The 21575-nt window shown below is 56.3% G+C and carries 20 protein-coding genes; 11 read left to right on the forward strand and 9 right to left on the reverse strand.

The annotated features are described in order from the left end of the window. Positions 1–18: 18 nt before the first annotated feature. A complete protein-coding gene (locus ACT3TY_RS03700) occupies positions 19–984 on the reverse strand; it encodes a Bug family tripartite tricarboxylate transporter substrate binding protein (RefSeq protein ID WP_444627383.1) in 966 nt (321 codons plus the stop codon). Between the two features lie 234 nt (positions 985–1218). On the opposite strand from ACT3TY_RS03700, the gene ACT3TY_RS03705 reads away from it, so the two are divergent. Next, positions 1219–2151, forward strand: a complete 933-nt coding sequence (locus ACT3TY_RS03705; protein ID WP_444627384.1) for a LysR family transcriptional regulator — start codon at positions 1219–1221, stop codon at positions 2149–2151. 280 nt (positions 2152–2431) lie between these two features. Here ACT3TY_RS03705 and trmB read toward each other — a convergent pair whose 3' ends face one another. The 3 genes from trmB to thiS form a co-directional block, all read right to left on the reverse strand. Beyond that, complete coding sequence (trmB, locus tag ACT3TY_RS03710; protein ID WP_444627386.1) at positions 2432–3175, reverse strand: tRNA (guanosine(46)-N7)-methyltransferase TrmB; 744 nt, start codon at positions 3173–3175, stop codon at positions 2432–2434. An 8-nt stretch (positions 3176–3183) separates the two neighbouring features. Continuing rightward, positions 3184–3975 carry a thiazole synthase gene (locus ACT3TY_RS03715; protein ID WP_444627388.1) on the reverse strand — a complete coding sequence of 264 codons (792 nt, stop codon included), beginning with the start codon at positions 3973–3975 and terminating at the stop codon, positions 3184–3186. Positions 3976–4040: 65 nt separating this feature from the next. Beyond that, positions 4041–4241 (reverse strand): sulfur carrier protein ThiS, encoded by a 201-nt coding sequence (gene thiS, locus ACT3TY_RS03720; RefSeq protein WP_172116865.1) that lies wholly within the window; start codon positions 4239–4241, stop codon positions 4041–4043. A 161-nt stretch (positions 4242–4402) separates the two neighbouring features. On the opposite strand from thiS, the gene ACT3TY_RS03725 reads away from it, so the two are divergent. Next, complete coding sequence (locus ACT3TY_RS03725) at positions 4403–4780, forward strand: DUF423 domain-containing protein (protein WP_444627389.1); 378 nt, start codon at positions 4403–4405, stop codon at positions 4778–4780. A gap of 11 nt (positions 4781–4791) precedes the next feature. Here ACT3TY_RS03725 and ACT3TY_RS03730 read toward each other — a convergent pair whose 3' ends face one another. Then, positions 4792–5388 (reverse strand): nucleotidyltransferase family protein, encoded by a 597-nt coding sequence (locus ACT3TY_RS03730; protein ID WP_444627390.1) that lies wholly within the window; start codon positions 5386–5388, stop codon positions 4792–4794. Next, complete coding sequence (locus ACT3TY_RS03735) at positions 5378–6358, reverse strand: XdhC family protein (RefSeq protein WP_172116868.1); 981 nt, start codon at positions 6356–6358, stop codon at positions 5378–5380. Before ACT3TY_RS03735 ends, ACT3TY_RS03730 begins: the two co-directional genes overlap by 11 nt. Positions 6359–6548: 190 nt before the next feature. Here ACT3TY_RS03735 and ACT3TY_RS03740 point away from each other — a divergent pair, with 190 nt between their 5' ends. Genes ACT3TY_RS03740 through paoC form a run of 3 tightly spaced genes read left to right on the forward strand, consistent with a single transcriptional unit; the run spans position 6549 to position 10243 of the window. After that, positions 6549–7109, forward strand: coding sequence for a 2Fe-2S iron-sulfur cluster-binding protein (locus ACT3TY_RS03740; RefSeq protein WP_172116869.1), 561 nt, complete (start codon positions 6549–6551; stop codon positions 7107–7109). Then, positions 7106–8056 (forward strand): FAD binding domain-containing protein, encoded by a 951-nt coding sequence (locus tag ACT3TY_RS03745; protein WP_444627392.1) that lies wholly within the window; start codon positions 7106–7108, stop codon positions 8054–8056. The genes ACT3TY_RS03740 and ACT3TY_RS03745 overlap by 4 nt, the downstream gene beginning before the upstream one ends. Before the next feature lie 3 nt (positions 8057–8059). Next, the gene (gene paoC, locus ACT3TY_RS03750; RefSeq protein ID WP_444627393.1) at positions 8060–10243 is read left to right on the forward strand and encodes an aldehyde oxidoreductase molybdenum-binding subunit PaoC; all 2184 of its coding nucleotides are present in this window, start codon (positions 8060–8062) and stop codon (positions 10241–10243) included. Positions 10244–10318: 75 nt separating this feature from the next. On the opposite strand, the gene ACT3TY_RS03755 is transcribed toward paoC, so the two are convergent. Next, positions 10319–11368 carry a LacI family DNA-binding transcriptional regulator gene (locus ACT3TY_RS03755; RefSeq protein WP_444627394.1) on the reverse strand — a complete coding sequence of 350 codons (1050 nt, stop codon included), beginning with the start codon at positions 11366–11368 and terminating at the stop codon, positions 10319–10321. A gap of 376 nt (positions 11369–11744) precedes the next feature. Between ACT3TY_RS03755 and ACT3TY_RS03760 the strand changes: the two genes are divergently transcribed. The 5 genes from ACT3TY_RS03760 to ACT3TY_RS03780 all read left to right on the forward strand — a co-directional run bounded on the left by ACT3TY_RS03760 (position 11745) and on the right by ACT3TY_RS03780 (position 17605). After that, entirely contained in the window at positions 11745–12800 is a 1056-nt protein-coding gene (locus ACT3TY_RS03760) for a sugar phosphate isomerase/epimerase family protein (protein ID WP_193054030.1), read from the forward strand. Between the two features lie 22 nt (positions 12801–12822). Next, positions 12823–14001 carry a Gfo/Idh/MocA family protein gene (locus tag ACT3TY_RS03765; protein WP_444627396.1) on the forward strand — a complete coding sequence of 393 codons (1179 nt, stop codon included), beginning with the start codon at positions 12823–12825 and terminating at the stop codon, positions 13999–14001. Continuing rightward, positions 13998–15539 carry a sugar ABC transporter ATP-binding protein gene (locus ACT3TY_RS03770; RefSeq protein WP_193054028.1) on the forward strand — a complete coding sequence of 514 codons (1542 nt, stop codon included), beginning with the start codon at positions 13998–14000 and terminating at the stop codon, positions 15537–15539. Before ACT3TY_RS03765 ends, ACT3TY_RS03770 begins: the two co-directional genes overlap by 4 nt. Next, positions 15523–16515 carry an ABC transporter permease gene (locus tag ACT3TY_RS03775; RefSeq protein WP_018916828.1) on the forward strand — a complete coding sequence of 331 codons (993 nt, stop codon included), beginning with the start codon at positions 15523–15525 and terminating at the stop codon, positions 16513–16515. The genes ACT3TY_RS03770 and ACT3TY_RS03775 overlap by 17 nt, the downstream gene beginning before the upstream one ends. Before the next feature lie 121 nt (positions 16516–16636). After that, entirely contained in the window at positions 16637–17605 is a 969-nt protein-coding gene (locus ACT3TY_RS03780) for a substrate-binding domain-containing protein (protein ID WP_444627398.1), read from the forward strand. A 110-nt stretch (positions 17606–17715) separates the two neighbouring features. Here the strand turns inward: ACT3TY_RS03780 and ACT3TY_RS03785 are convergent, their stop codons facing one another. Together ACT3TY_RS03785 and ACT3TY_RS03790 are read right to left on the reverse strand one after the other, a co-directional pair. Continuing rightward, a complete protein-coding gene (locus ACT3TY_RS03785; protein WP_172116877.1) occupies positions 17716–18129 on the reverse strand; it encodes a PaaI family thioesterase in 414 nt (137 codons plus the stop codon). A gap of 68 nt (positions 18130–18197) precedes the next feature. Continuing rightward, the gene (locus ACT3TY_RS03790; RefSeq protein ID WP_193054026.1) at positions 18198–20372 is read right to left on the reverse strand and encodes a malate synthase G; all 2175 of its coding nucleotides are present in this window, start codon (positions 20370–20372) and stop codon (positions 18198–18200) included. A 182-nt stretch (positions 20373–20554) separates the two neighbouring features. Here ACT3TY_RS03790 and ACT3TY_RS03795 point away from each other — a divergent pair, with 182 nt between their 5' ends. Next, on the forward strand, positions 20555–21553 hold the full coding sequence (locus ACT3TY_RS03795) for an alpha/beta hydrolase (RefSeq protein ID WP_193057261.1): 999 nt from the start codon (positions 20555–20557) through the stop codon (positions 21551–21553). The last annotated feature ends 22 nt before the right edge of the window (positions 21554–21575 follow it).

Here is a 21575-nt window from a genome sequence, read left to right on the forward strand (position 1 = left end):
AATGTGCTTATTGCTAATTCAGTCCAAATAACCAAACTGTTCCGCTAAGGTGTGATAAAACTCATACTGTTCTTTGGCATAAGCTTCCATATCAACACTACCGATAGTGGAGATTGAACCCCGGGCTTGAGCACGGCTTAGCCATAACTCATCCTCGGCCACCTGTTCCATTACTTCGGCCCACTTGTTCACTACATCTTCGGGTAAGTTGGGGGGGCCGTATAGCGCGCTCCAGCCAATTACTTGCCCAGCTAGCTCATATCCCAGCTCTTCAGCTGTAGGTACTTCGGGAAGTGTTTCCATACGCTCAGGTGAAAAAACCATGAGCGGGCGCATATCGCCACTCTCGATATGAGGCATCAGAGATGCAGCCGCGATGGCAAGAAAGTCTACATGCCCCCCTAAAAGAGCCGTTGCTAGTTCGCCGCCTCCGCGATACGGGATTAGCGTTGCTGCTGTCAGCGGGTCCATTTCTGCATCGGCCAAGAGCGATTGAACGGTAAAACCATCAATTGCAGTGGCGCCAGAAGCGGCATAGCTCATCGCACCAGAGCTATTGGCAATACCTTCTAATAGATCCTCAACGCTCTCATAGGGGGAATCGTCCGCCACAGCAAGAATCATCGGCGTTGCTTCAAGTGGGCTAAGGAATGTGTACTCATCCCAGTGAACGCTATTGTTTTCATTTACTGCCGGTGACAGCGCCATCCCCACACGTGCAAGAAGTAGCGTATAGCCATCAGGATCAGTGCGGGTTACATCACGTGCGCCGGTCATTCCACCCGCGCCAGCTTGGTTAACTACCGTAACCGGCTCGCCTAAATACTGACGAGCAGATTCAGCTAATGCTCTGCCCGCGAGATCGGAGGCGCCGCCAGGGCCGTAAGGTACGACCAAGGTAACGGGCTCTGAGGGGTAGCTCTGTGCATAGGCGGTGGACGCGGTGAGAAGCGTTGCTGCCGCTAAGCTTAGGGTGCGTTTCATACATATCTCCGCAACAGTAGTTGCATAGCTGTTATTGAATCGCTGTTATTAAGGTTCTTTGTAAACAGCATTTATTGAATCCAGCACGCTTAAAATAGACAAGTATGCAATTTGTTGCAACAATTCAATTTAGTATTCGATTTAGTTCTACTGGTCTATGAAAGCTGCAAGCATGCCAAGTGGAGCAGCGATTTTTCATGAAGTTGATTCAGTTAAGGTATTGAGAGCCAAAAAATGAAAATTAAAGAAATTGAAGCCTTTGATGCTTTTATGAAACATGGGACGACAAAAGCGGCAGCTGACACCTTGGGGATTAGCCAATCTATGGTGAGCCGCCTATTAATTGGACTAGAAGATGAACTGGATTTTGCGTTATTCAAACGTACGCGTAATCAGCTTTCGCCAACATCAGAAGCATTTTTGTACCATGCATCTGTTTTAAGGCTAATGGCTAGTATTCGAAATACGCAAAAAGATGCAGATGCTATATCTAATAATCAGTTGGGTAATGTTGTTGTCGCTGCACAACCCATATTTTGTGACACTTTTCTACTCGATGTGATTAAACGCTTCAAAAAAAATCATCCGAATGTAGGTGTTCGCGTTATTGATGCGGGATTGCAAGAGTTGCTTAGAATGATTGATAACAATACTTGTGATATGGCATTAGGTATAACGCTTGAAGCCGATACTTATGGCGCGACAGTCAGTAGTCTTGCACGCTGCTCTGCCCGCTGCATCATGCACCGTACACATCCACTTGCAAAGCAAGACGTTGTGGCTATCGCGAGTTTGCAAAATCAGGTTTTTGTGGAGTTGATGGCAGATAGTCCTCTGCGCGCCAGAGTAGATTATATTATGCAAACTGTCGACATCAAGAGACATATTGCGGCTGAAATGCGCCATATGCGAGGGGTGTGCGCATTGGTAGATCGTGGGTTAGGCGTTGCAGTGATTGATCCTATTGCCGAACTTTTACTACAAGGTACGGCTGTTATAGCTAAGCCAATGGAACCAGCGATCGAATGGGAAATTGCGTTGCTTAAATCTAAATATAAGCCTTTAAGTAATATTGCTGAATCTTTCTGTGAGGAGATATATACGGAAATTGAGAGTTTAAATAAAATGGGTATTTTGACATCTTTAAATACAAAGCCGACAAAATAACTGGCTTTCATATTAGGCAATCGCTATAAAAATTTCTGGTATGATCTGAGGGCGGCGTATGGTGAATGTTTAGCGATAAATTACCCTGAGATAAAGTATCTGCCTTAGTGATGGTTGGTAGATATGCTTTGACCGAGCCTCTACTGATAATGCACAACCTAAACCTGCTTGGTGATATATCTTCGCTTTTGCTGACGGAAACGCTAAGTGCCTAGTATGCCAAGGCGACCGTCAGCGAGAGCTTTACGCTGACGACCTTTTCTTGAAAGTGGCGGTGGCTTTACGCCTCGCGCTGGTAAATCAAATCCCACACGCCGTGGCCCAGCTTCTCGCCCCGGGCTTCAAACTTGGTTAGCGGGCGGAAGGTGGGGCGGGGCACATAGGGCGCCGTGTCGGCATTGGCTGTGTTCGCGTAGCCGGGAGCGGCTTCCATTACCTCGGCCATCCACTCGGCATAGGCTTCCCAGTCGGTCGCCATGTGGAAGGTGCCGCCGGGTTTCAGGCGGGTGCGAATCAGCTCGACAAATGCGGGCTGCACAATGCGTCGCTTGTGGTGTTTTTTCTTCGGCCAGGGGTCGGGGAAGAACAGCTGCACGGTGGTCAATGAGCCTTCCGGCAGGCACTTTTCCAGCACGGCCAAAGCGTCTTCCTTGTAGATGCGCAGGTTGGTTAGACCGCGCTTGTCTACTTCATCAAGCAGCTTGCCGACGCCCGGTGAATGCACTTCAATGCCGATAAAGTCGGTATCCGGGTGGGTTTCTGCCTGCTCGATAAGCGAGTTGCCCATGCCAAAGCCGATTTCAACCACGCGGGGGGCTTCCCGGCCAAACAGCGCGGTCAGGTCCTGCAGGCCATCATCAATCGTTAGGCCAAAGCGCGGCCATACATCTTCAAGGCCCCGGTTTTGGGCCTGGGTCATGCGTCCGGCACGGATTACATAGCTTTTAATACCGCGACGATGCAGCGGCGCTTCAGCGCTTTCTGGCCCGGTTGAGGACTCGTCGGTATTTTTAATATCAGTCATAAAATCTCTTAACCGTTAATGCGGCCAGCAAAAGGTGATGAAGGGTCTGCCGTTTGGCGGCGCGGCATGCGCCCGGCCAGGAAAGCATCGCGCCCGGCTTCTACGGCGCTCTTCATGGCGCGCGCCATACGCAGCGGTTCACGAGCGTGGGCAATGGCGGTATTCAACAGCACACCGTCGCAACCCAGCTCCATGGCCATGGCCGCGTCGGATGCCGTGCCGATACCGGCATCCACCAGCACCGGTACGCTGCTTTGTTCCACAATCAGGCGCACGTTGTGCGGGTTCTGAATGCCGTGACCTGAGCCAATCAGCGAGCCCAGCGGCATGATGGCGCAGCAACCCATGGCTTCAAGCTCACGTGCCACAATGGGGTCGTCGCTGGTGTACACCATGACGTCAAAGCCATCGGCCAAGAGTGTTTCGGCGGCCTTTAACGTTTCGACCACATTGGGGTAAAGCGTGGTCTCATCGCCCAGTACTTCCAGTTTGACCAACTTGTGGCCATCCAGCAGTTCGCGGGCCAGGCGACAAGTGCGCACGGCGTCTTTGGCGGTGTAGCAGCCTGCCGTGTTGGGCAGTAGTGTATAGCGCGACGGTGATATCACGTCGAGCAGGTTGGGTCCGGCTTCCTGGCCCAGATTGGTACGGCGTACGGCAAAGGTAACAATCTCGGCGCCACTTTCGGCAATCGCCGCGCCGGTCTCGTTGAAGTCTTTATATTTGCCGGTGCCGACCAGCAGGCGAGAACTAAAATTACGTCCGGCGATAGTAAACGGCGCATCGTTTTGAAGTGTCATAGCGAATCCTGGTTAAAGCGCAAGAAATAGGGCGTAGCCAGTGGAAGGATCATGAGAGCTGCGGGCTAGCCACCGCCAATGGCGTGCACCACTTCGACCTGGTCATCCTCGGCCAAGGGAGTGATGGCTAGCTGGCTGCGTGGCACAATCTCTTCGTTGATCTCTACCGCGACCCGCCGACCCGTAAGCGCCAATTGATCGATTAGATCCGCAGCCGTCAGGCCCGCTTCCAGCGTGTAAGGCTCGCCATTGAGTTGAATTTGCATAAGGGCGTCTCGTCTATCGAGGCATAGGGTCTATAAGAGTTAGGGCTAACCCTAGCGAAATACCAAAAAGTGCCTCTATTGTAGCGGTTTCCTGCGGCGCAAGGTATGCCGAGTCGTACGCGTGCTTACACAGGCGCGCTAACACCTTGAAAGGAGCAGTAATGCAACGTAGCGAACGAATCATTTGGTGCCTGGTAGCGCTCTCTGGAGCTATCACGGTCATGGTGGGCGCGTATGCTGCTCATGGTCTGGCCGCGCGAGTATCGGCGGAGTTGGTGCACGCGGCCGAAACCGGCGTGCGCTACCAGGCCTGGCACACACTGGCGATAATGGCGGTACTGGTCGGTCAGCGTGTGTTCGGTTTCAGGGGCTGGCAGTGGCCAGTTGCGCTGTGGGGCTTGGGAATCGTGGGCTTCTCCGGCTCGCTTTATGCCATGGCGATGGCCGGTTTGAATGCAGGCATCGTCACGCCGATAGGTGGCGCTCTGCTGATTGCCGGGTGGCTGATGCTGGCGGTAGCGGTGATCAGAAGCCCTTAACAAGCCTCTAACTAAACAGCCCCTGGTAGATCCGCTGGCGCATCGATATCACGCAAGATGCCCGCATCCGCGACCGGGCATTCCCGCAGGCGTGAGGCGTACTGCTGGATCACACCCTTGGCACCGTCACTGCCGCTTAGCCTCTCAAGCGCGGGCCACATTGTCCGCCCGAAAATCACCGGGTGCCCCTGCTGGCCTTCAAAGCAGGGTCGCACGATGGTGTCTCGGCAGGCCAAGCGCTGCAGGGTCAGCAGCGTTTTTGGATCAACATAGGGCATATCGCCGAGCAGAATTGCCACGGCGCCCATGTTATCCAGGCCGGGGTCACGACCCAGGGCGCCCACCGCTTCAGTCAGGCTTGCCCCCAGGCCAAGGTGCGCTTGGCGAACGCGCACCAGCGGCATGTCTTGGGGAAGTCCTAATAACGTTGGGTCATCCTCTTCACGCACGGCCACACGCAGGTGGGTAAACGCTCTTTGGGCGTTGGCAAGCGAGGTTGCCAGCAGCGTTTGGCCATTTGGCAGAGGTGCGCAGCGTTTATCGCTAGGCCCAAAGCGGCGCGAGTAGCCTGCGGCCATCATCAGGGCCACAACGTGGTTAGAGCTCATCAAGCGGTTTTCCATGCTGAACGCGCACAATGTCCGCCATGACGGCCAAGGCAATTTCGGCGGGGGTCTTGCTGCCCAGTGCCAGGCCAATCGGCATGTGGATGCGCTCAACCTGGGCCTCTGTCAGCCTGCCGGAGCGAGTAAGCCGCTCGGCCCGTGCGGCTGAAGAGCGCCGTGAGCCCATCACGCCAATATAGAAGGCGGGCGTATGCACGGCTTCCATCATGGCGAGATCATCAATGCGTGGGTCGTGAGTAAGCGCCACAATGGCCGTAGCGCCATGGCAGTTGCCAGAGGCAATGTACTGCGAAGGCAGCAGCGCCTTCACATCCACGCCGGGTACGCCAAAATTTCGGCAAGCCGTCTCGTCCGGATCGCAGACGATCACTTCAAACCCCAGTGTGACGGCAAAGCTGGCGCAGGGCGTTGAAATCGCTGAGATCCCCGCGATGATCAGCCGCCGGGCAGGAGCAAGGCGCATCTGAACGATGTCTTGCTCAACGTCCTTTACCACACGGGGACCTAATCCCGTCTCGGCAGAAAAGTAGCGCTCCCCGCTGGATAAATGCACGTTGCGCAGCACGCGTTCTTGGCCCTGAAGTGCTGCGAGCAGCGTGGTCAGGTGTCCAAACGTGTCTGGTGTGGCGGGCAGGCGCTCAATAAGCACTTCGAGCATGCCGCCGCAGGGCAGGGAGATGTTCGTTCCTTGATCCGCTTCGGGGTCGCCATAGCGCACCAGCGTAATGGGGCGATCAAACGCGCGCTCACTCAGGCGCTGGATAAAGTTCTCCTCCACACAGCCCCCGGATAGCGAGCCGATATGTTGGCCATCTTGCCTGACCGCCATCCACGAGCCGGGCGCGCGGGGCGATGAGCCAAACGTGGCCAGCACGGTACATAGCCACACCGTTTCGCCTTCCTCGCACCATGCGTGTGCTTGCTCAATAACCTGCAAATCCAAGTGTTGCATTCAAACGCTTCCAATAGTGGGCAAACGGCATCCATGCCAGCCGTGCGAGTGCAATCCAATCACTGTGCATATTAGCCTAGCGCAACGACGCAATCAGGGCAGAGGATTGGGCCTCCTACCACGATTATGACTATGCTGAAGTCTTTGTGGCATTCAATACGCCATGGCAATGCACAAGGAGGGCATGTTCATGAACTCTTCTAATAATGTCGAAAGACGATCCAAGGCCGTAGCTACCGATAGCACCATCGTATCCCTTACCGTTAATGGCAAACACCATACGCTGACGCTGGATAACCGCACTACGCTGCTGGATGCCCTGCGTGAGGATTTGAAGCTCACCGGCAGCAAAAAAGGCTGTGATCTGGGGCAGTGTGGTGCCTGTACGGTGTCCGTTAACGGCGAGCGCATCAACGCTTGCCTGTCGCTTGCGGTAATGCACGAAGGCGATGAGATAGTCACTATTGAAGGAAAAGCCGACGCCGAACAGCTTGATCCCATGCAGCAGGCGTTTGTTGAGCATGACGCTTTCCAGTGCGGCTATTGCACCCCGGGGCAGATTTGTTCGGCAAGCGCCGTGCTGGAAGAAATTCGTGCAGGCATTCCCAGTCACGTGACGCAAGACCTCACCGCTCCCATCGAGATAACGGATAGCGAAATTCGCGAGCGGATGTCGGGCAATCTTTGTCGCTGCGGTGCTTACGCCAATATTTTAGACGCTATTCATCAGGCAGCGGAGGAGGGCGCATGAAATCCTTCTCTTATGAACGCGTAAGTGACCCCGCCCAAGCCGCCGCTCGTGCTGCACACGTGCCGGGCGCCAGGTTTATTGCTGGCGGCACTAACCTGCTTGACCTGATGAAGCATGAGATTGAAACCCCGGCGCATTTGATTGATGTCACCCACACCGACTTAAACGACATTACGCCCACCCGCGACGGCGGTTTGCGCATCGGGGCGATAGTGCGCAATAACGCGCTGGCGGCTGATGCAAGAATACGCCGCGACTACAGCGTGCTAACCCGGGCGCTGGTCTCGGGTGCCTCAGGCCAGTTGCGCAACAAAGCGACGACCGGCGGCAATCTTCTACAGCGTACCCGCTGCCCGTATTTTTACGATACCGGCATGCCCTGCAATAAACGTAAGCCCGGGGCAGGCTGCGCCGCCCTTGGCGATGGCGCCGTTACGCGCCAGCTGGGTGTCATCGGCACCTCAGACGCGTGCATTGCCACGCACCCTTCCGATATGGCCGTTGCGCTGCGTGCGCTGGACGCTGATGTCGAAACGGTAACCCCTAATGGCGAAACCCGGCGCCTGACGTTGGATGAGTTTTATCGCCTGCCCGGTGACACTCCTCATGTGGAAAAGGCGCTGGAACCGGGCGAGATGATTACCGCCGTGCTACTCCCCCCGCCGGTGGAAAGCCGCCAAGCGTATTACAAGGTACGCGACCGCGCCTCCTATGCGTTTGCACTGGTGTCCGTTGCGCTTATGCAGAAGCCTGACGGCACCGGACGTATCACGCTGGGCGGGGTAGCCCCTAGGCCCTGGCAGCGCGATGAGGCCGATGCAGTCTTACCGGAAGGGGCGCAAGCGGTCATGGCGCGGCTACTGGATGGCGCACGCCCGACGCAAGACAACGCCTTCAAGGTAACGCTGGCTGAACGAACGCTTGCCGCGCTGCTGGCGCAGGAGTAACCCATGGATTTCAATCAAGCGACAGACGACAACCTGTTTGATCACGCGCGTATCATCGGCAAACCCCATACGCGAATCGATGGGATCCTTAAGGTAACCGGCCAGGCGCCCTACGCCTATGAGCGCCATGACGTGGTGGCCAATCAGCTGGTGGGTTACCCCTTGTGTGCCACCATCGCCAACGGCCGCGTGACATATATGGATGCCTCTGCGGCGCGTGCTGCCCCCGGCGTAGTAGACGTGGTCACCACCTTGGACATTGAGCCGCTGGAGCGCGCGGATAGCAATGTCGCCCGGCTGTTTGGCGGTGACACCATCCAGCATTATCACCAAGCGATTGCCGTGGTGGTGGCAGAAACGCTGGAGCAGGCACGTGGCGCGGCTTCCCTGATTGAGGTGCGCTATGAAGAAACGCCCGGCGTGTTTGATCTTGAAAGCGCCTGGGAGCGGCTTCAGAACACCGGCGAGCCGGAGGCCGAGGTAGGCGATGTGGAGGCCACCTTTCAAGGCGCGGTGGTGACCCTTGACGAAGTCTACCGTACTGCTTCCCAGAGCCACGCCATGATGGAGCCGCACGCGTCTATCGTCGACTGGTCCGATGGCATCCAGATGACGGTGTGGACCTCGAACCAGATGATCGAATGGACGCGTCAGGCGCTGGCGACCACGTTCAGTATCGACCCCGATACCATCCGGCTGGAGAGCCCCTTTGTGGGTGGTGGCTTTGGCGGTAAGTTGTGGCTGCGGGCGGATACGGTACTTGCCGCGCTGGGTTCACGGGCGGTGGGCCGCCCGGTCAAGCTCGCCTTGCCACGCCAACTGATGTTCAACAACACCACCCACCGCTCGGCAACTATCCAGCGACTCCGTATCGCCGCCGATGCTGAGGGCCATATCACCGTTTTTGACCACTCGGCGGTCTCGCATACGCTACCCGGCGGCAGCGGTGAAGACCCGGTCAATCAGACTCGCCATTTCTATGCCGGTGAACATCGCCGCGTGGCTCATCAGCCTATCGATATGGGGCTTCCCGAATCGGCGGATATGCGTGCGCCTGGCGAGGCCTCAGGCTTGGCCGCGCTAGAAATCGCCATGGATGAAATGGCTGAAAAGCTGGGTATGGACCCGGTCGAATTCCGTATTCTTAACGATACCCAGGTCGACCCCGAAGATTCCTCTAAGCCCTTTAGCGAACGTCACTTTGTCGAGTGCTTACGCCAGGGCGCCGAGAAGTTTGGTTGGGCTGAGCGTAGCCAAACGCCGGGTAAAAAACGCCAAGGCCAGTGGCTGATTGGCTATGGCGTGGCGGGTGCCTACCGCGGTGCGCCGACTCTGAAATCCGGCGCACGCGTGCGCCTGCGGAGCGGGCGGCTGGTGGTAGAAACCGATATGACCGATATCGGCACGGGTTCCTATACCATCATTGCCCAGACCGCCGCGGAAACCATGGGGCTAAAAATCGATGCAGTAGAGGTTCGCTTGGGTAACAGCGCCTACCCGACATCCTCAGGTTCGGGCGGGCAGTTTGGCGCGGCAAGCTCGACGGCTGGGGTGTATGCCGCCTGTGTTGCGCTTCAATCTGAAATAGCCAAGCGGCTGGAGATAGACGCACCGCGTTTTGAAAATGGCCGCGTGCTGGCAGATAACACCGACCTGGCGCTGGCGGATGTCGCGGCAGGTGAAGAGCTGGTGGCCGAAGATTCGATCAATTTTGGCGACTTTAAAGACAAGATGCAGATTGCCACCTTCGCTGCGCACTTTGTGGAGGTGGCCGTGCACGCCCATACCGGCGAAACGCGCATTCGGCGCATGCTCTCGGTATGCGATGCGGGGCGTATCCTCAACCCGACCACGGCGCGCAGCCAGGTGTTGGGAGGCATGACCATGGGGGCAGGCGCAGCCTTGATGGAAGGCATGAGTCCTGACCTGGAGCGCGGATTCTTTGTGAACCATGATCTGGCAGGTTACGAGGTGGCGGTTCACGCCGATATTCCCGAGCAGGAGGTGATTTTCCTGGATACCACCGATGCTGCATCCACTCCCTTGAAAGCCAAAGGCGTGGGCGAGCTGGGCATCTGTGGCGTGGCGGCAGCGATCGCTAACGCGATGTATAACGCGACAGGAGTGCGGGTGCGCGAGTATCCGATGACGCTGGACCGTATGCTTGATCAGCTACCCGCCGCGTAACACGCGTAAGTCACGCTTGCGCTAAAAAGGCCCGGGTCAGGCGATTGATACCGGGCCTTTTTTACGGTTTATCTTTCACTGTTTACCTTTAAGCCGCCCGGTGCTTTTACGCACGATCAAGTGACTGCTTAGCGTTTGATGCCGAATGGGCTGCTCGCCGCGCAAAAGGTGGAGCAGCAACTGCATGGCTTGCTGGCCGATTTCATTGCGCGGCTGGCTAATGGTCGTCAGTTCCGGGTCGCAGTATTCACTCAGGCCGATATTATCAAAGCCGACAACCGACAACTGGTCGGGCACGCTTATGCCCAACTGGCGGGCGGCTTTCAGCACGCCAACCGCCATTTCGTCACTATGACAAAAAATTGCGGTAGGGCGGCGCGTTTTCCCCTCCAGCAGTGCTAGCCCCTGCTGATACCCGGAGCGAAAGCCAAAGTTACCCTCTGCAATACGCGCTTCATTGCTCAATTGATGGGCCGCGAGCGTATCGCGGTAGCCGCGGTTTCTCTCCTCGCAAATAGGGTTGTTCGCCGGGCCGGAAAGCGTGGCAATACGTCGGTGGCCGAGCGACACCAGGTAATCAATCGCCTGACAGCTGGCTTGATGGTTGTCGATAGCAATTAACGGCAGGTCGATATCGCTAAAAAATTCACACGCCATGACCAACGGAAAGTCCGCTTGATTATCCGCTTGCTTGACCAGCGCCTTGGGAATCTCGGAGGTCAATAGCACAATGCCATCGGCCTGATTGGTGGAAAGCAGCCGAAAGTAGGCCTCTGCGCGCGCTGGGTCGTGTTCGCAGTCGCCAATCAGTATCTGGTAACCCGCCTGATGGGCAACATCCTCCATGCCGCTAATAATTTCGGAGAAGAACGGATTAGAAATATTCGGCAGGAGCGCCACGATGGTTTTGGACTCCGCGCGGCGCAAATTGCGGGCGGCAATATTGGGCGAATAACCCACTTGAGCAATTGCCTGATTCACCCGCTTTCGGGTGGCATCGCTGACTTTTTCAGGCGTTGCCAAGGCGCGTGACACGGTCGCTGTCGAACAGCCCGCCGCTTTCGCCACGTCTTTAATCGTTGGCACGCTATGCGGCTGTTTGCTCGTTACCTGATTGTTAAGCATTGAACGGTGGTCCTGAAAAACGTGCCTAAAAGGTGGGCGATTAAATACAATGTTGGCGCGCTAATGCTAAAAATGTAAATGTTTACATTGAAACTCTGGCAGTGTTAACCACAACATTTAAACGCATCCTTACTATTAGCGCGTTAATTATGCGGCTATTTATTCCCTCTTTTTATTTATTCTTTAGTCTAAAATATAAGCGCTTACCGAGAGGTTTAAGATTTAAAGCTCTTTTACAGCAGTGCGTTATCCATTTTATACCCCCTTTTTGACGCGCTTGACCGATGTACGTTGCTCTGCTGAAATGTAATCCATTACATTGTGTCTTTCAGCACTGATTGCTGACGCTAAAACAACAAAACAAATGAGGTCGATGATGAAGACCCTTAAAGGGCCCGCGCTCTTTCTAGCCCAGTACATTGGTGACGAGCCGCCTTTCGATAGCCTGGAGAATATTGCTCGCTGGGCATCGGAGCTGGGCTTTAAAGCGCTGCAAATGCCCACGCTGGATAAGCGGTTTTTTGATCTGGAGCGAGCAGCAGAAAGCCAAGCGTATTGCCAGGAAGTCCAGGCGCTTCTAGCGCAATATGACTTGGAAATTTGCGAGCTTTCGACGCATTTGCAGGGCCAATTGGTGGCCGTGCATCCGGTTTATGACAGCCTGTTTGATGGCTTCGCCCCGGCTGAACTGCACGGCGACCCGGTCGCGCGCCAAGCCTGGGCTGTCGAACAGCTAAAGCTTGCTGCCCAGGCCAGCGCCAATCTGGGTTTGAAGGCCCATGCCACGTTCTCCGGCTCGCTGCTTTGGCCGTTTCTTTACCCTTGGCCGCAGCGCCCCGCAGGGCTGGTTGAAGATGGTTTTGCCGAGCTTGCCAAACGCTGGCGCCCTATTCTGGATGCCTTCGATGCGGCGGGTGTGGACTTATGTTTTGAGATACATCCCGGTGAAGACCTGCACGATGGCGCGACCTTTGAGCGTTTTTTAGCCGCAGTGGACCATCACCCGCGCTGCTGCATGCTGTATGACCCTTCGCATTTGGTGCTCCAGCAGCTTGATCACCTTGCCTTTCTTGACCGCTATCACCCCTATATCCGCATGTTTCATGTCAAGGATGCCGAGTTTCATCCTACCGCCCAGCAGGGCGTTTACGGCGGCTACACTTCTTGGGTCGAGCGGGCAGGCCGCTTTCGCTCCTTGGGCGACGGGCAGGTGGATTTCAAAGCGGTGTTCTCGAAACTGGCGCAGTACGATTTTGATGGCTGGGCAGTCATCGAGTGGGAGTGCGCGATCAAACATCCTGAGCAGGGCGCGGCGGAAGGCGTCACGTTCGTGAACGAGCACATCATTCAGGTGACCGACCGCGCGTTTGATGATTTTGCCGATGCCGGAACGGATCGCCAGGCCAACCGCACGCTGCTGGGCCTCGGTTAAATTAACGCTCAGGGATTACTTCATGACAATAATCAATAACACGCCACGCAGACTTCGCCTCGCCATGATAGGCGGCGGCCAGGGCGCCTTTATCGGCGGTGTGCACCGTATGGCGGCGCGCCTGGACGACCGCTTTGAGCTGGTGGCCGGGGCTTTTTCATCCCAGGCCGCGCGCAACCTGGCGACCGCCAACGAGTTAGGTATAGATGAGCAGCGCTGCTATGCCGACTACGCAGCACTGTTGGCAGGCGAAGCGGCTCGTGAAGATGGCGCCCAGGTTGTGGCGATTGTCACGCCCAACCATCTGCATTACCCGGCGGCGCTGGCAAGCCTGGAAGCGGGCTTTCACGTGGTGTGTGAAAAACCCATGACGCTCAGCGTTGAGGAAGCCGAGCAGCTGGCGCAAGCGGCTGAGAAAAGCGCTCGCCACTTTGTATTAATGCACAACTATGCGGGTTACCCACTGGTTCAGCATGCCCGTGAACTGATTGCCCAGGGCGCGCTGGGGCAGCTTCGCCATGTGCAGGTCGAATATATTCAGGAGTGGTTAAGCGAACCCCCGAAAGCCGATAACCGTCAAGCCGCCTGGCGTTTAGACCCCACCCAGGCGGGAGCGGCGGGTTGTTTGGGAGATATCGGCGTGCATGCGTTTCAGCTGGCCCAGTTTATTAGCGGCCAGCGCGTCAGTGAGGTCAGCGCTGAGTTGGTGACAGCCGTGCCGGGGCGGGCGTTGGACGATAACGTTCAGGCGTTGTTGCGTTTCGATGGCGGTGCGCGAGGCATGCTGTGGGCAAGCCAGACGGCCGCTGGTTATGAAAACGCGCTAACCATTCGCGTCATCGGCGAGAAGGCCAGCCTGCAATGGGCTCAGGAGCAGCCCAACGAGCTGTGGCTGAAACCGCTTAATGGGCCAAGCCAGCGCTTAACGCGGCGCGATGACTGGCTAAGTGCGAATATCGCTCAAGGCGTTCGCGTGCCGGGCGGGCATCCGGAAGGCTACATTGAAGCCTTTGCCAACCTGTATCAGGCATTGGCCGATGGTCACGCGGCTGGTGAGTATCCCACTTGGCTGCCCGGCATTGAAGACGGTGTGGATGGCATGCGCTTTATTGCCGCGGCGATTACCTCACACCAGGCGGAGGGTGGCTGGACGCCGCTGCATCTGAGTAAAGCGCCGGACGTTTCCGGGGGCGCCCCATGAGTGAGCCTATTTTAACGCTTGAAGGGATCGGTAAAGCCTTCGGCCCCGTTCAAGTACTGAATGATATTTCCCTTTCCGTTATGCCGGGCGAAGTGCTGGGTATTCTGGGGGAAAATGGCGCCGGAAAATCCACGCTGTTAAAGATCATCAGCGGTATTTACACGCCAACGGTGGGTACGATTCACCTGAATGGCCAGATATTCAGCGCATTGGACCCGATTACGGCGCGTTCTCACGGCGTGGCGATGATCCCCCAGGAATTCAATTTAATCCCCACGCTGCGTGTTTACGAAAATGTCTTTCTCGGCCAGGAAGTACGCCGTCATGGTTTTCTTGACCACGCTGGTATGCGTAAGCGAACCCAAGAGCTGCTCAGCTCGCTTGAAGTGGACCTGGACCCTGAGCTTCCCATCGAGCGGCTAAGCGTTGCCCAAAAGCAGATGGTAGAAGTGGCCAGGGTGCTGGTTAACGACGCGCGTCTGCTGATTCTGGACGAGCCCACCACGGTGCTGACCGACCGCGAAGTCGCGGTGCTGTTTAACGTGGTGCGTGCGCTGGTCGCCAAGGGCGTCACGATTCTGTTTATTTCTCACAAGCTAAAAGAGGTCAAAGATCTCTGTGATCGGCTGCTGATTTTACGCGACGGCCAGCAGGTAGAGCTGTGCGAGACCGCGACGCTTAATGAAGAGGACATGGCGCGCAAAATGGTCGGGCGTGAGCTGTCACAAATTTACCCTGAGAAGCTTGCGCAACGTGCTGATAACACGCCGCCCGCGCTGTGGGTGCGGGGCTTGAGCCTCAAGGGCAAGCTCAAGGACATCAACCTTGAAGTACGCCGTGGCGAAGTGTTGGGACTTGCCGGGCTGGTAGGTGCGGGGCGCACCGAAATTGCTGAAACTATCATGGGGCTGCACCGCAAAGAGCAGGGCGAAATATTAATCGATGGCGAGCTTGTTGATCTTCGTTCGCCCAACGAAGCCCACGCCCACGGCTTGGCGTATCTGTCGGAAGACCGCCAGGGCAAGGGGCTGATTCTCTCGTTTAACGTCATGCAGAACATTACCGCCCTTAGCCTGAAACGCTATGTGCGCGGGTTTATCAAGCATCGCGCTGAACGGCGTCAAGCTGAACATTACCAGCAGCGCTTGGCCATCAAGGCATCCAACCTCGCGGCGCCGGTGAGCCTGTTGAGCGGTGGTAACCAACAGAAGGTTTACTTCTCGAAGCTACTCGATATCGAGCCCGAGATCCTGATGCTCGATGAGCCCACCCGCGGCATCGACATCAGCGCTAAACAGCAGATTTACCGGTTGATTCGCGACTTTACCGAACAAAATAAAGCTGTTGTCGTGATCTCCTCTGAGCTTGAAGAGGTCATTGGTATTGCGGATCGGGTGTTAGTGATTCGTGAGGGGCAAATAGCCGTTGAGCTTAACGGTGACGATATCAACGAAGAACAAATAATGCTGTATGCCGCTGGCGCACGGCAGCACGCCAACCGTGAACAAGTGGGGAATAAAGATGGCTCAACCGCCTAATACCAAGTCAATGGGGAGCGTTGCACGCCAAGGTCTGCGCAGGCTGCCCCTTAACGCGACGATTCTGGCCCCGCTGGTGGCGCTGATTTTGCTGTTCGTGGTGTCGTCCATCGCCAGCGAATATTTTCTTAATACGCGCAATATTTCCAACGTAATGCGCCAGGTCTCCTATACCGGCATTATCGCTATCGGCATGACCTTTGTGATTATCGCCGGCGGGATCGATCTGTCGGTGGGGTCGATGGTGGCGCTGGTGGGCGTGGTTATCCTGTATATCGTCAATAGCATTAGTGACCCCATTCAGGCGGTGCTTCTCGGCCTGTTGGCCGCTATCGCTGCGGGCGGGTTGTTAGGGCTATTCAACGGCCTGTTAGTCACCCGAGGGCGCATAGCGGCCTTTGTGGTAACGCTTGCCAGTATGTCGATTTTTCGTTCGCTGGCGCTCTACTTCACCGATGCAGCAGTGGTTTCTACCCCCAATCCGCACTTCTCAAGCGTGGGCGGCGGCTTTTTGCTGGGCATTCCGGTTCCGGTGATCGTGTTCTTTGGTTTGGCGATCATCGCTCATGTGTTGCTGTTTCATACCCCTTACGGGCGGCATGTGTGCGCGGTGGGCGCTAATCCTCAGGTAGCACGCTATTCGGGCATCCGGGTTGAGCGCATTGTGCTCTCCACCTTTGTGATTGCGGGCATTTGCGTGGGGCTTTCGGCCATCATGCTGACCTCGCGGCTCAACTCGGTAAGCCCGAGTGATGCGGGCTACTTTTATGAGTTGGATGCTATTGCCGCCGTTGTCATAGGAGGCACGGCGCTTTCCGGTGGGCGCGGCTCGATATGGGGCACGGTCATCGGCGCGCTGATTCTAGGCATTATCAACAATATGCTTAACCTGACCGGCGTTTCCCCTTATTTGCAGGGGCTGGTCAAGGGCGGCGTCATTTTGCTGGCGGTACTGCTGCAGTACAAGCGTGCCTGACTTGTAAAAGCGGACGTTAAAAACGGTCTTTTCGGTCGCTATGCCCAAACAGGGCCGACGATCACACTGGGCGGGGTTGGCTCGCCCATCCACGATGTACGTTAGAAAGGGAGCAATAACAATGACACTATCACGCCTTTTCAAGACTGTCGCGCTGGCAACGGCCATAGCGAGTACGTCCAGCCTGGCGCTGGCCGATGACTACCATATTGGCGTCACCGTGCCGTCCGCTGACCATGGCTGGACCGCAGGCCTTTTATGGTGGGCACAGCAAGCCGCCAACGACCTAAGTGAGGAGTATCCGGATGTCAGTTTTACGGTACTTTCCGCCAACTCCGGCACGGCCCAGGTCTCTAACGTGGAAGATTTGATGATCCGCAACCTGGATGCGCTGGTCATTCTTCCCCACGACCCGGCAACGCTTCAGGCGGTTATTTCTGAAGCCTACGATGAAGGCATCTATACCGTTGTGGTGGACCGCGAGCTTGAAACGCCTGCGCAAAACGTCTTTATTGCGGGCGATAACCCAGGCTTAGGCGAGCACGCCGCGCGTTATATCGCTGAAGAGTTGGGCGGCGAGGGCAATATTCTGGTGCTGGAAGGCCCGCCCATCCCCATCAACAGCCAGCGTGTCGATGCCTTTAACCGGGTGATGGAAAACTACCCCAACATCAATATCCTGGCCTCTCAAACGACCAACTGGAACCCACAGCAGGCGCTTAGCGTAACGGAAGACCTGCTGGGCAGTAACCCGGAAGTAGATGCCATTTGGGCGGGTGACGATGACGTATTGATCTCGGCGCTTCAGGCGGTTGATGAAAACAACCGCGACGATATCCAACTGATTGTGGGCGGTGGCGGTTCTCAGCGCGTGATTGAAATGATCCGTGACGAGCACCCGATGGTTAAAGGCACCGTTACCTATCCGCCGAACATGATTGCCTCTGCCATGGCGCTAGCGGTACACGGCGTGAAAGGCGAGCATCTGGGCGATATGTACCACGGCGTACCTTCACGGCTCATCCTTAACGCTGACCTGATCACCCTCGACAATGTAGAAGAGTACTACGAGCCAGAAGCCGCTTACTAAGCGTTCTAGCCGCCAAAACGCCCCGGGCCCTGGCTTCTTGATAGCCAGGGCCCGGGGCGTTTTTTTGCAAGCTATTCTCTACGGTCGCTGCTTACCCCGTTTGTCGGCTGCTACGTAGCGGGCAAGGCATAGCTTGCGGTGACGTGCACAACTGGGCGGCGTTCATCGGCTGCGGAGAATATCTGCACTTCACCCACCGCTAAACGGCGGCCCAGCTTGATCAGTTTAGCGTGGGCGATAATGTCGTGTTCGCCTGAAGCTGCGCGCAGGAAGTGACAGTTTAAGTCGCTGGTCACCGCCATGGGTTCAGGGCCGATTTGAGCAAGGATCGCCACATACAGCGCCACATCGGCAAAGCCCATCATCGTAGGGCCGCTTACTCGGGGGCCGGGGCGCAGGTGTTCATAACCTACCGTTAAGCGCATCGTGGCACACATCTCGCCTACGCTTTCAACTCTGCCCATTCGCTGGGGAAACACCTCATCCAGAAAGTGCTCGATCTGTTCGACAGTCATGATGGTCATTGTTGTTGTCCTTCATAAAAAAAGCCCCAAGGCATATGCCTTAGGGCTAGTTGTACCATAAAACGAATTTACTTCGCTTTATGCACCTGGCGCCACTCGTGAAGCAGCGGCTCGGTGTAGCCCGACGGTTGTACGCGGCCTTTGAAGATCAGGTCAGAGGCGGCTTTGAACGCGGTGGAGTCCTCAAAGTGACTGCTCATCGCGGTGTAAGTGGGGTCGCCTGCGTTTTGCTCATCGACCACTTTCGCCATGCGTTTGAGGGTTTCCTCTACGCGCGGCGCATCGACAATGCCGTGATGCAGCCAGTTGGCAATATGCTGGCTGGAGATGCGTAGCGTGGCGCGGTCTTCCATCAGGCCTACATCGTGAATATCCGGCACTTTGGAGCAGCCCACGCCGTGCTCTACCCAGCGCACCACGTAACCCAGAATGCCTTGGCAGTTGTTATCCAGCTCTTGCTGAATCTCGTCATCTGACCAGTTAGGGTTTTCCGCCACTGGGACGCTGAGTAAGTCGTCCAGGAAGTCGGGCTCGCCCAGCGCTTCAAGCTCGCGCTGAACGTCGGTGACATTTACCTGATGATAGTGCAACGCATGTAGGGTAGCGGCCGTGGGTGAAGGTACCCAAGCGGTGTTGGCACCGGCTTTTGGATGGCCGATTTTCTGTTCCAGCATGTTGTGCATTAAATCGGGCATAGCCCACATGCCTTTACCGATCTGGGCGCGACCGCGTAGACCGCAAGCAAGGCCTACTTGTACGTTGCTCTTCTCGTAGGCGGTAATCCACGCGGCGGATTTCATGTCGCCCTTGCGGACCATGGGGCCTGCTTCCATGGCGGTGTGCATCTCATCGCCGGTGCGGTCCAGGAAGCCGGTGTTGATGAACGCCACGCGTGAAGAGGCCTCGGCAATACACGCCTTGAGGTTGACCGTGGTGCGGCGCTCTTCGTCCATGATGCCCATCTTTAGGGTGTCGCGGCTCATGCCAAGGATATCTTCTACGCGGCCAAACAGTTCGTTGGCAAATGCAGCCTCGGCAGGACCATGCATCTTCGGCTTGACGATATACACCGATCCGGTGCGCGAGTTACGCGGCTGGTCGGCATCTTTTTTAAGATCGTGCAGGGCCAGCAGCGAGGTAACCACGGCATCGAGAATACCTTCCGGCAACTCGTTGCCCTCCTCATCCAGAATCGCGGGCGTGGTCATCAAATGGCCCACATTACGCACAAACATCAGCGAACGGCCGGGTAGGGTCACCTTGCCGCCTTCGGTGGTGTTCCAGGTGCGGTCAGCGTGCAGCTTACGGGCGAAGGTTTTACCGCCCTTGTCGATGTTCTCTTCCAGATCGCCCTTCATCAGGCCGAGCCAGTTGCTATAAACGCCTACCTTGTCTTCGGCATCCACGGCAGCCACGGAGTCTTCGCAGTCCATAATGGTGGTGAGCGCGGCTTCAACGACGACGTCTTTTACGCCCGCCGGGTCAGTTTTGCCAATGGCGTGACTGGCATCGATCTGGATTTCCAGGTGCAGGCCATTATTGGCTAGCAGAATCGTCTCAGGAGCGGACGTTTCACCGGTAAAGCCAATCAGCTTGCCGGAATCTTTTAGGCCTGTTTCCCGGCCGCCTTCCAGCGTAACGACCAAATGACCGTCACGAATCGCGTATTTAACTGCGTCGCGGTGGGAACCGGTGGCCAAGGGCGCCGCACGGTCCAGAACGCCTCGCGCATAGGCAATGACTTTAGCGCCGCGCTTGGGGTTAAAGCGTGTGCCTTTTTCCGCGCCGTCTTCCTCGGAAATAGCGTCGGTGCCGTAGAGCGCGTCATAAAGACTGCCCCAGCGCGCATTCGCCGCATTCAGGGCATAGCGGGCGTTACTTACCGGCACCACCAACTGTGGACCTGCCTGTATGGCAACTTCGCGGTCGACATTGGCGGTGGTCGCTTTTACGTTGGAAGGCAGGTCGGCCAGGTAGCCGATCTCTTTCAAAAACGCCCGGTAGGCTGGCATGTCGCTAACGGGGCCGGGGTTCTCACGATGCCATGCATCAATTTTTTCTTGCAGCGCATCACGCTCTGCTAGCAATTGTTTATTTTTTGGGGTCAGATCATGGAACAGGGCATCGACACCGGCCCAGAAGGCGCTTTCATCAACGCCCGTGCCAGGTAGTGCCTGCTCGTTAATAAAGCGGTCCAGCTCGGTGGCCACCTGCAAACGGTGGCGCGTGATACGCTCGCTCATGGGGTTTCTCCTGTGAAGGTGCCCGTGGGTGGTGAATGGCCACGGCCAGAGTAAAATAAGCGCAAAATACATTTATGGAAAATACTTCCACAACTGTGCAGGCATGTAAACAGCGTAGACGTTAAAGCGGCACAATGCTCGACCAAATGATAAGAAAACAGGGCGCTCATAGAGAGGTTTGGATGCAGGATTTCCAACAGATGGAAAGTTTGTTTCGGCAAACGGCAGGCGAATCAGTCTTTTCCCGATTAGTGCCGGGTGAAGCGCTGTGGGACGTCGTGAAGGGCTATTTTCTGCATTATGGTCTGGAAGCACTCTTTGAAAGCACCGATGAGGTACATGCAGGTTTTATCGATACTGGCCGCTTTGCCTTGTGGTGCCAGGTGTGGAGCCCACCCAATCCATCAGGAACAGCCTTTGTGGTGCACGGCTACTTTGACCATTTAGGCCTTTATCGTCACCTGTTAACGCACCTGTTGGCCAAGGGCTGGCGGGTAGTGCTATGGGACCTGCCGGGTCATGGGCTTTCGAGTGGCCCGCGCGCAGAGATTGAAGATTTTGACGACTATCAGCACTGCCTCACCTACATGCAAAACACCCTGATCACGCTAGGCATAGCTCCCAGGCCGTGGTTGGGTGTTGGGCAGAGTACCGGGGGGGCGATTCTTGCAACCGACGCACTCACCCGGCGCGAAGAGGCCGGTTGGGATGGCCTGGTGCTGCTCGCGCCGTTGGTACGCCCTTGGCGGTGGACTCAGGCGAGTTGGATGCACCTTATCGCTAGCCCGTTCTTGAAGGATATTCCGCGTAAATTTCGGCCCAACTCAACCGACGAAGCGTTTACCGAATTTCTGCGTGATCACGACCCACTGCAGCCCGAGCGCTTAAGTGTGGCGTGGGTAAGTGCCATGCGGCGCTGGATGCCACGCCTGCTCGCGCTTGAGCCTGTCGACGTGCCAACATTGATTTTGCAGGGTGAGCAGGATTTAACGGTTGATTGGCAGTGGAACCTGACCGTTTTAGCACAAAAATTTACCGCCGCCGAGATTCACTACCATCCGGAAGCACGCCACCATTTAGTTAACGAAGCAGCGCCGATCCGCGAGGCCTTGTTTAGCGCTATCAACATATTTATTGACCAGATGCCTGACGGGCCGCACGCGCCTGCCGACCCTCAATAGCCTGTCATTAAGGAGCCCATCG

The sequence above is a fragment of the Halomonas sp. AOP22-C1-8 genome (genome assembly GCF_052378905.1).
Taxonomy (GTDB): Bacteria; Pseudomonadota; Gammaproteobacteria; order Pseudomonadales; family Halomonadaceae; genus Vreelandella; species Vreelandella citrativorans.

Bases quoted from the DNA above. Each gene is read 5' to 3' on its own strand.
- ACT3TY_RS03765 (WP_444627396.1), top strand. From the start codon at position 12,823: ATGACAATAATCAATAACACGCCACGCAGACTTCGCCTCGCCATGATA.
- ACT3TY_RS03715 (WP_444627388.1), bottom strand. From the start codon at position 3,975: ATGACACTTCAAAACGATGCGCCGTTTACTATCGCCGGACGTAATTTT.
- ACT3TY_RS03755 (WP_444627394.1), bottom strand. From the start codon at position 11,368: ATGCTTAACAATCAGGTAACGAGCAAACAGCCGCATAGCGTGCCAACG.
- paoC (WP_444627393.1), top strand. From the start codon at position 8,060: ATGGATTTCAATCAAGCGACAGACGACAACCTGTTTGATCACGCGCGT.
- ACT3TY_RS03795 (WP_193057261.1), top strand. From the start codon at position 20,555: ATGCAGGATTTCCAACAGATGGAAAGTTTGTTTCGGCAAACGGCAGGC.
- ACT3TY_RS03790 (WP_193054026.1), bottom strand. From the start codon at position 20,372: ATGAGCGAGCGTATCACGCGCCACCGTTTGCAGGTGGCCACCGAGCTG.
- ACT3TY_RS03735 (WP_172116868.1), bottom strand. From the start codon at position 6,358: ATGCAACACTTGGATTTGCAGGTTATTGAGCAAGCACACGCATGGTGC.
- ACT3TY_RS03760 (WP_193054030.1), top strand. From the start codon at position 11,745: ATGAAGACCCTTAAAGGGCCCGCGCTCTTTCTAGCCCAGTACATTGGT.
- ACT3TY_RS03705 (WP_444627384.1), top strand. From the start codon at position 1,219: ATGAAAATTAAAGAAATTGAAGCCTTTGATGCTTTTATGAAACATGGG.
- ACT3TY_RS03745 (WP_444627392.1), top strand. From the start codon at position 7,106: ATGAAATCCTTCTCTTATGAACGCGTAAGTGACCCCGCCCAAGCCGCC.
- ACT3TY_RS03725 (WP_444627389.1), top strand. From the start codon at position 4,403: ATGCAACGTAGCGAACGAATCATTTGGTGCCTGGTAGCGCTCTCTGGA.
- trmB (WP_444627386.1), bottom strand. From the start codon at position 3,175: ATGACTGATATTAAAAATACCGACGAGTCCTCAACCGGGCCAGAAAGC.
- ACT3TY_RS03780 (WP_444627398.1), top strand. From the start codon at position 16,637: ATGACACTATCACGCCTTTTCAAGACTGTCGCGCTGGCAACGGCCATA.
- ACT3TY_RS03700 (WP_444627383.1), bottom strand. From the start codon at position 984: ATGAAACGCACCCTAAGCTTAGCGGCAGCAACGCTTCTCACCGCGTCC.
- ACT3TY_RS03775 (WP_018916828.1), top strand. From the start codon at position 15,523: ATGGCTCAACCGCCTAATACCAAGTCAATGGGGAGCGTTGCACGCCAA.
- ACT3TY_RS03785 (WP_172116877.1), bottom strand. From the start codon at position 18,129: ATGACCATCATGACTGTCGAACAGATCGAGCACTTTCTGGATGAGGTG.
- ACT3TY_RS03770 (WP_193054028.1), top strand. From the start codon at position 13,998: ATGAGTGAGCCTATTTTAACGCTTGAAGGGATCGGTAAAGCCTTCGGC.
- ACT3TY_RS03740 (WP_172116869.1), top strand. From the start codon at position 6,549: ATGAACTCTTCTAATAATGTCGAAAGACGATCCAAGGCCGTAGCTACC.
- ACT3TY_RS03730 (WP_444627390.1), bottom strand. From the start codon at position 5,388: ATGAGCTCTAACCACGTTGTGGCCCTGATGATGGCCGCAGGCTACTCG.
- thiS (WP_172116865.1), bottom strand. From the start codon at position 4,241: ATGCAAATTCAACTCAATGGCGAGCCTTACACGCTGGAAGCGGGCCTG.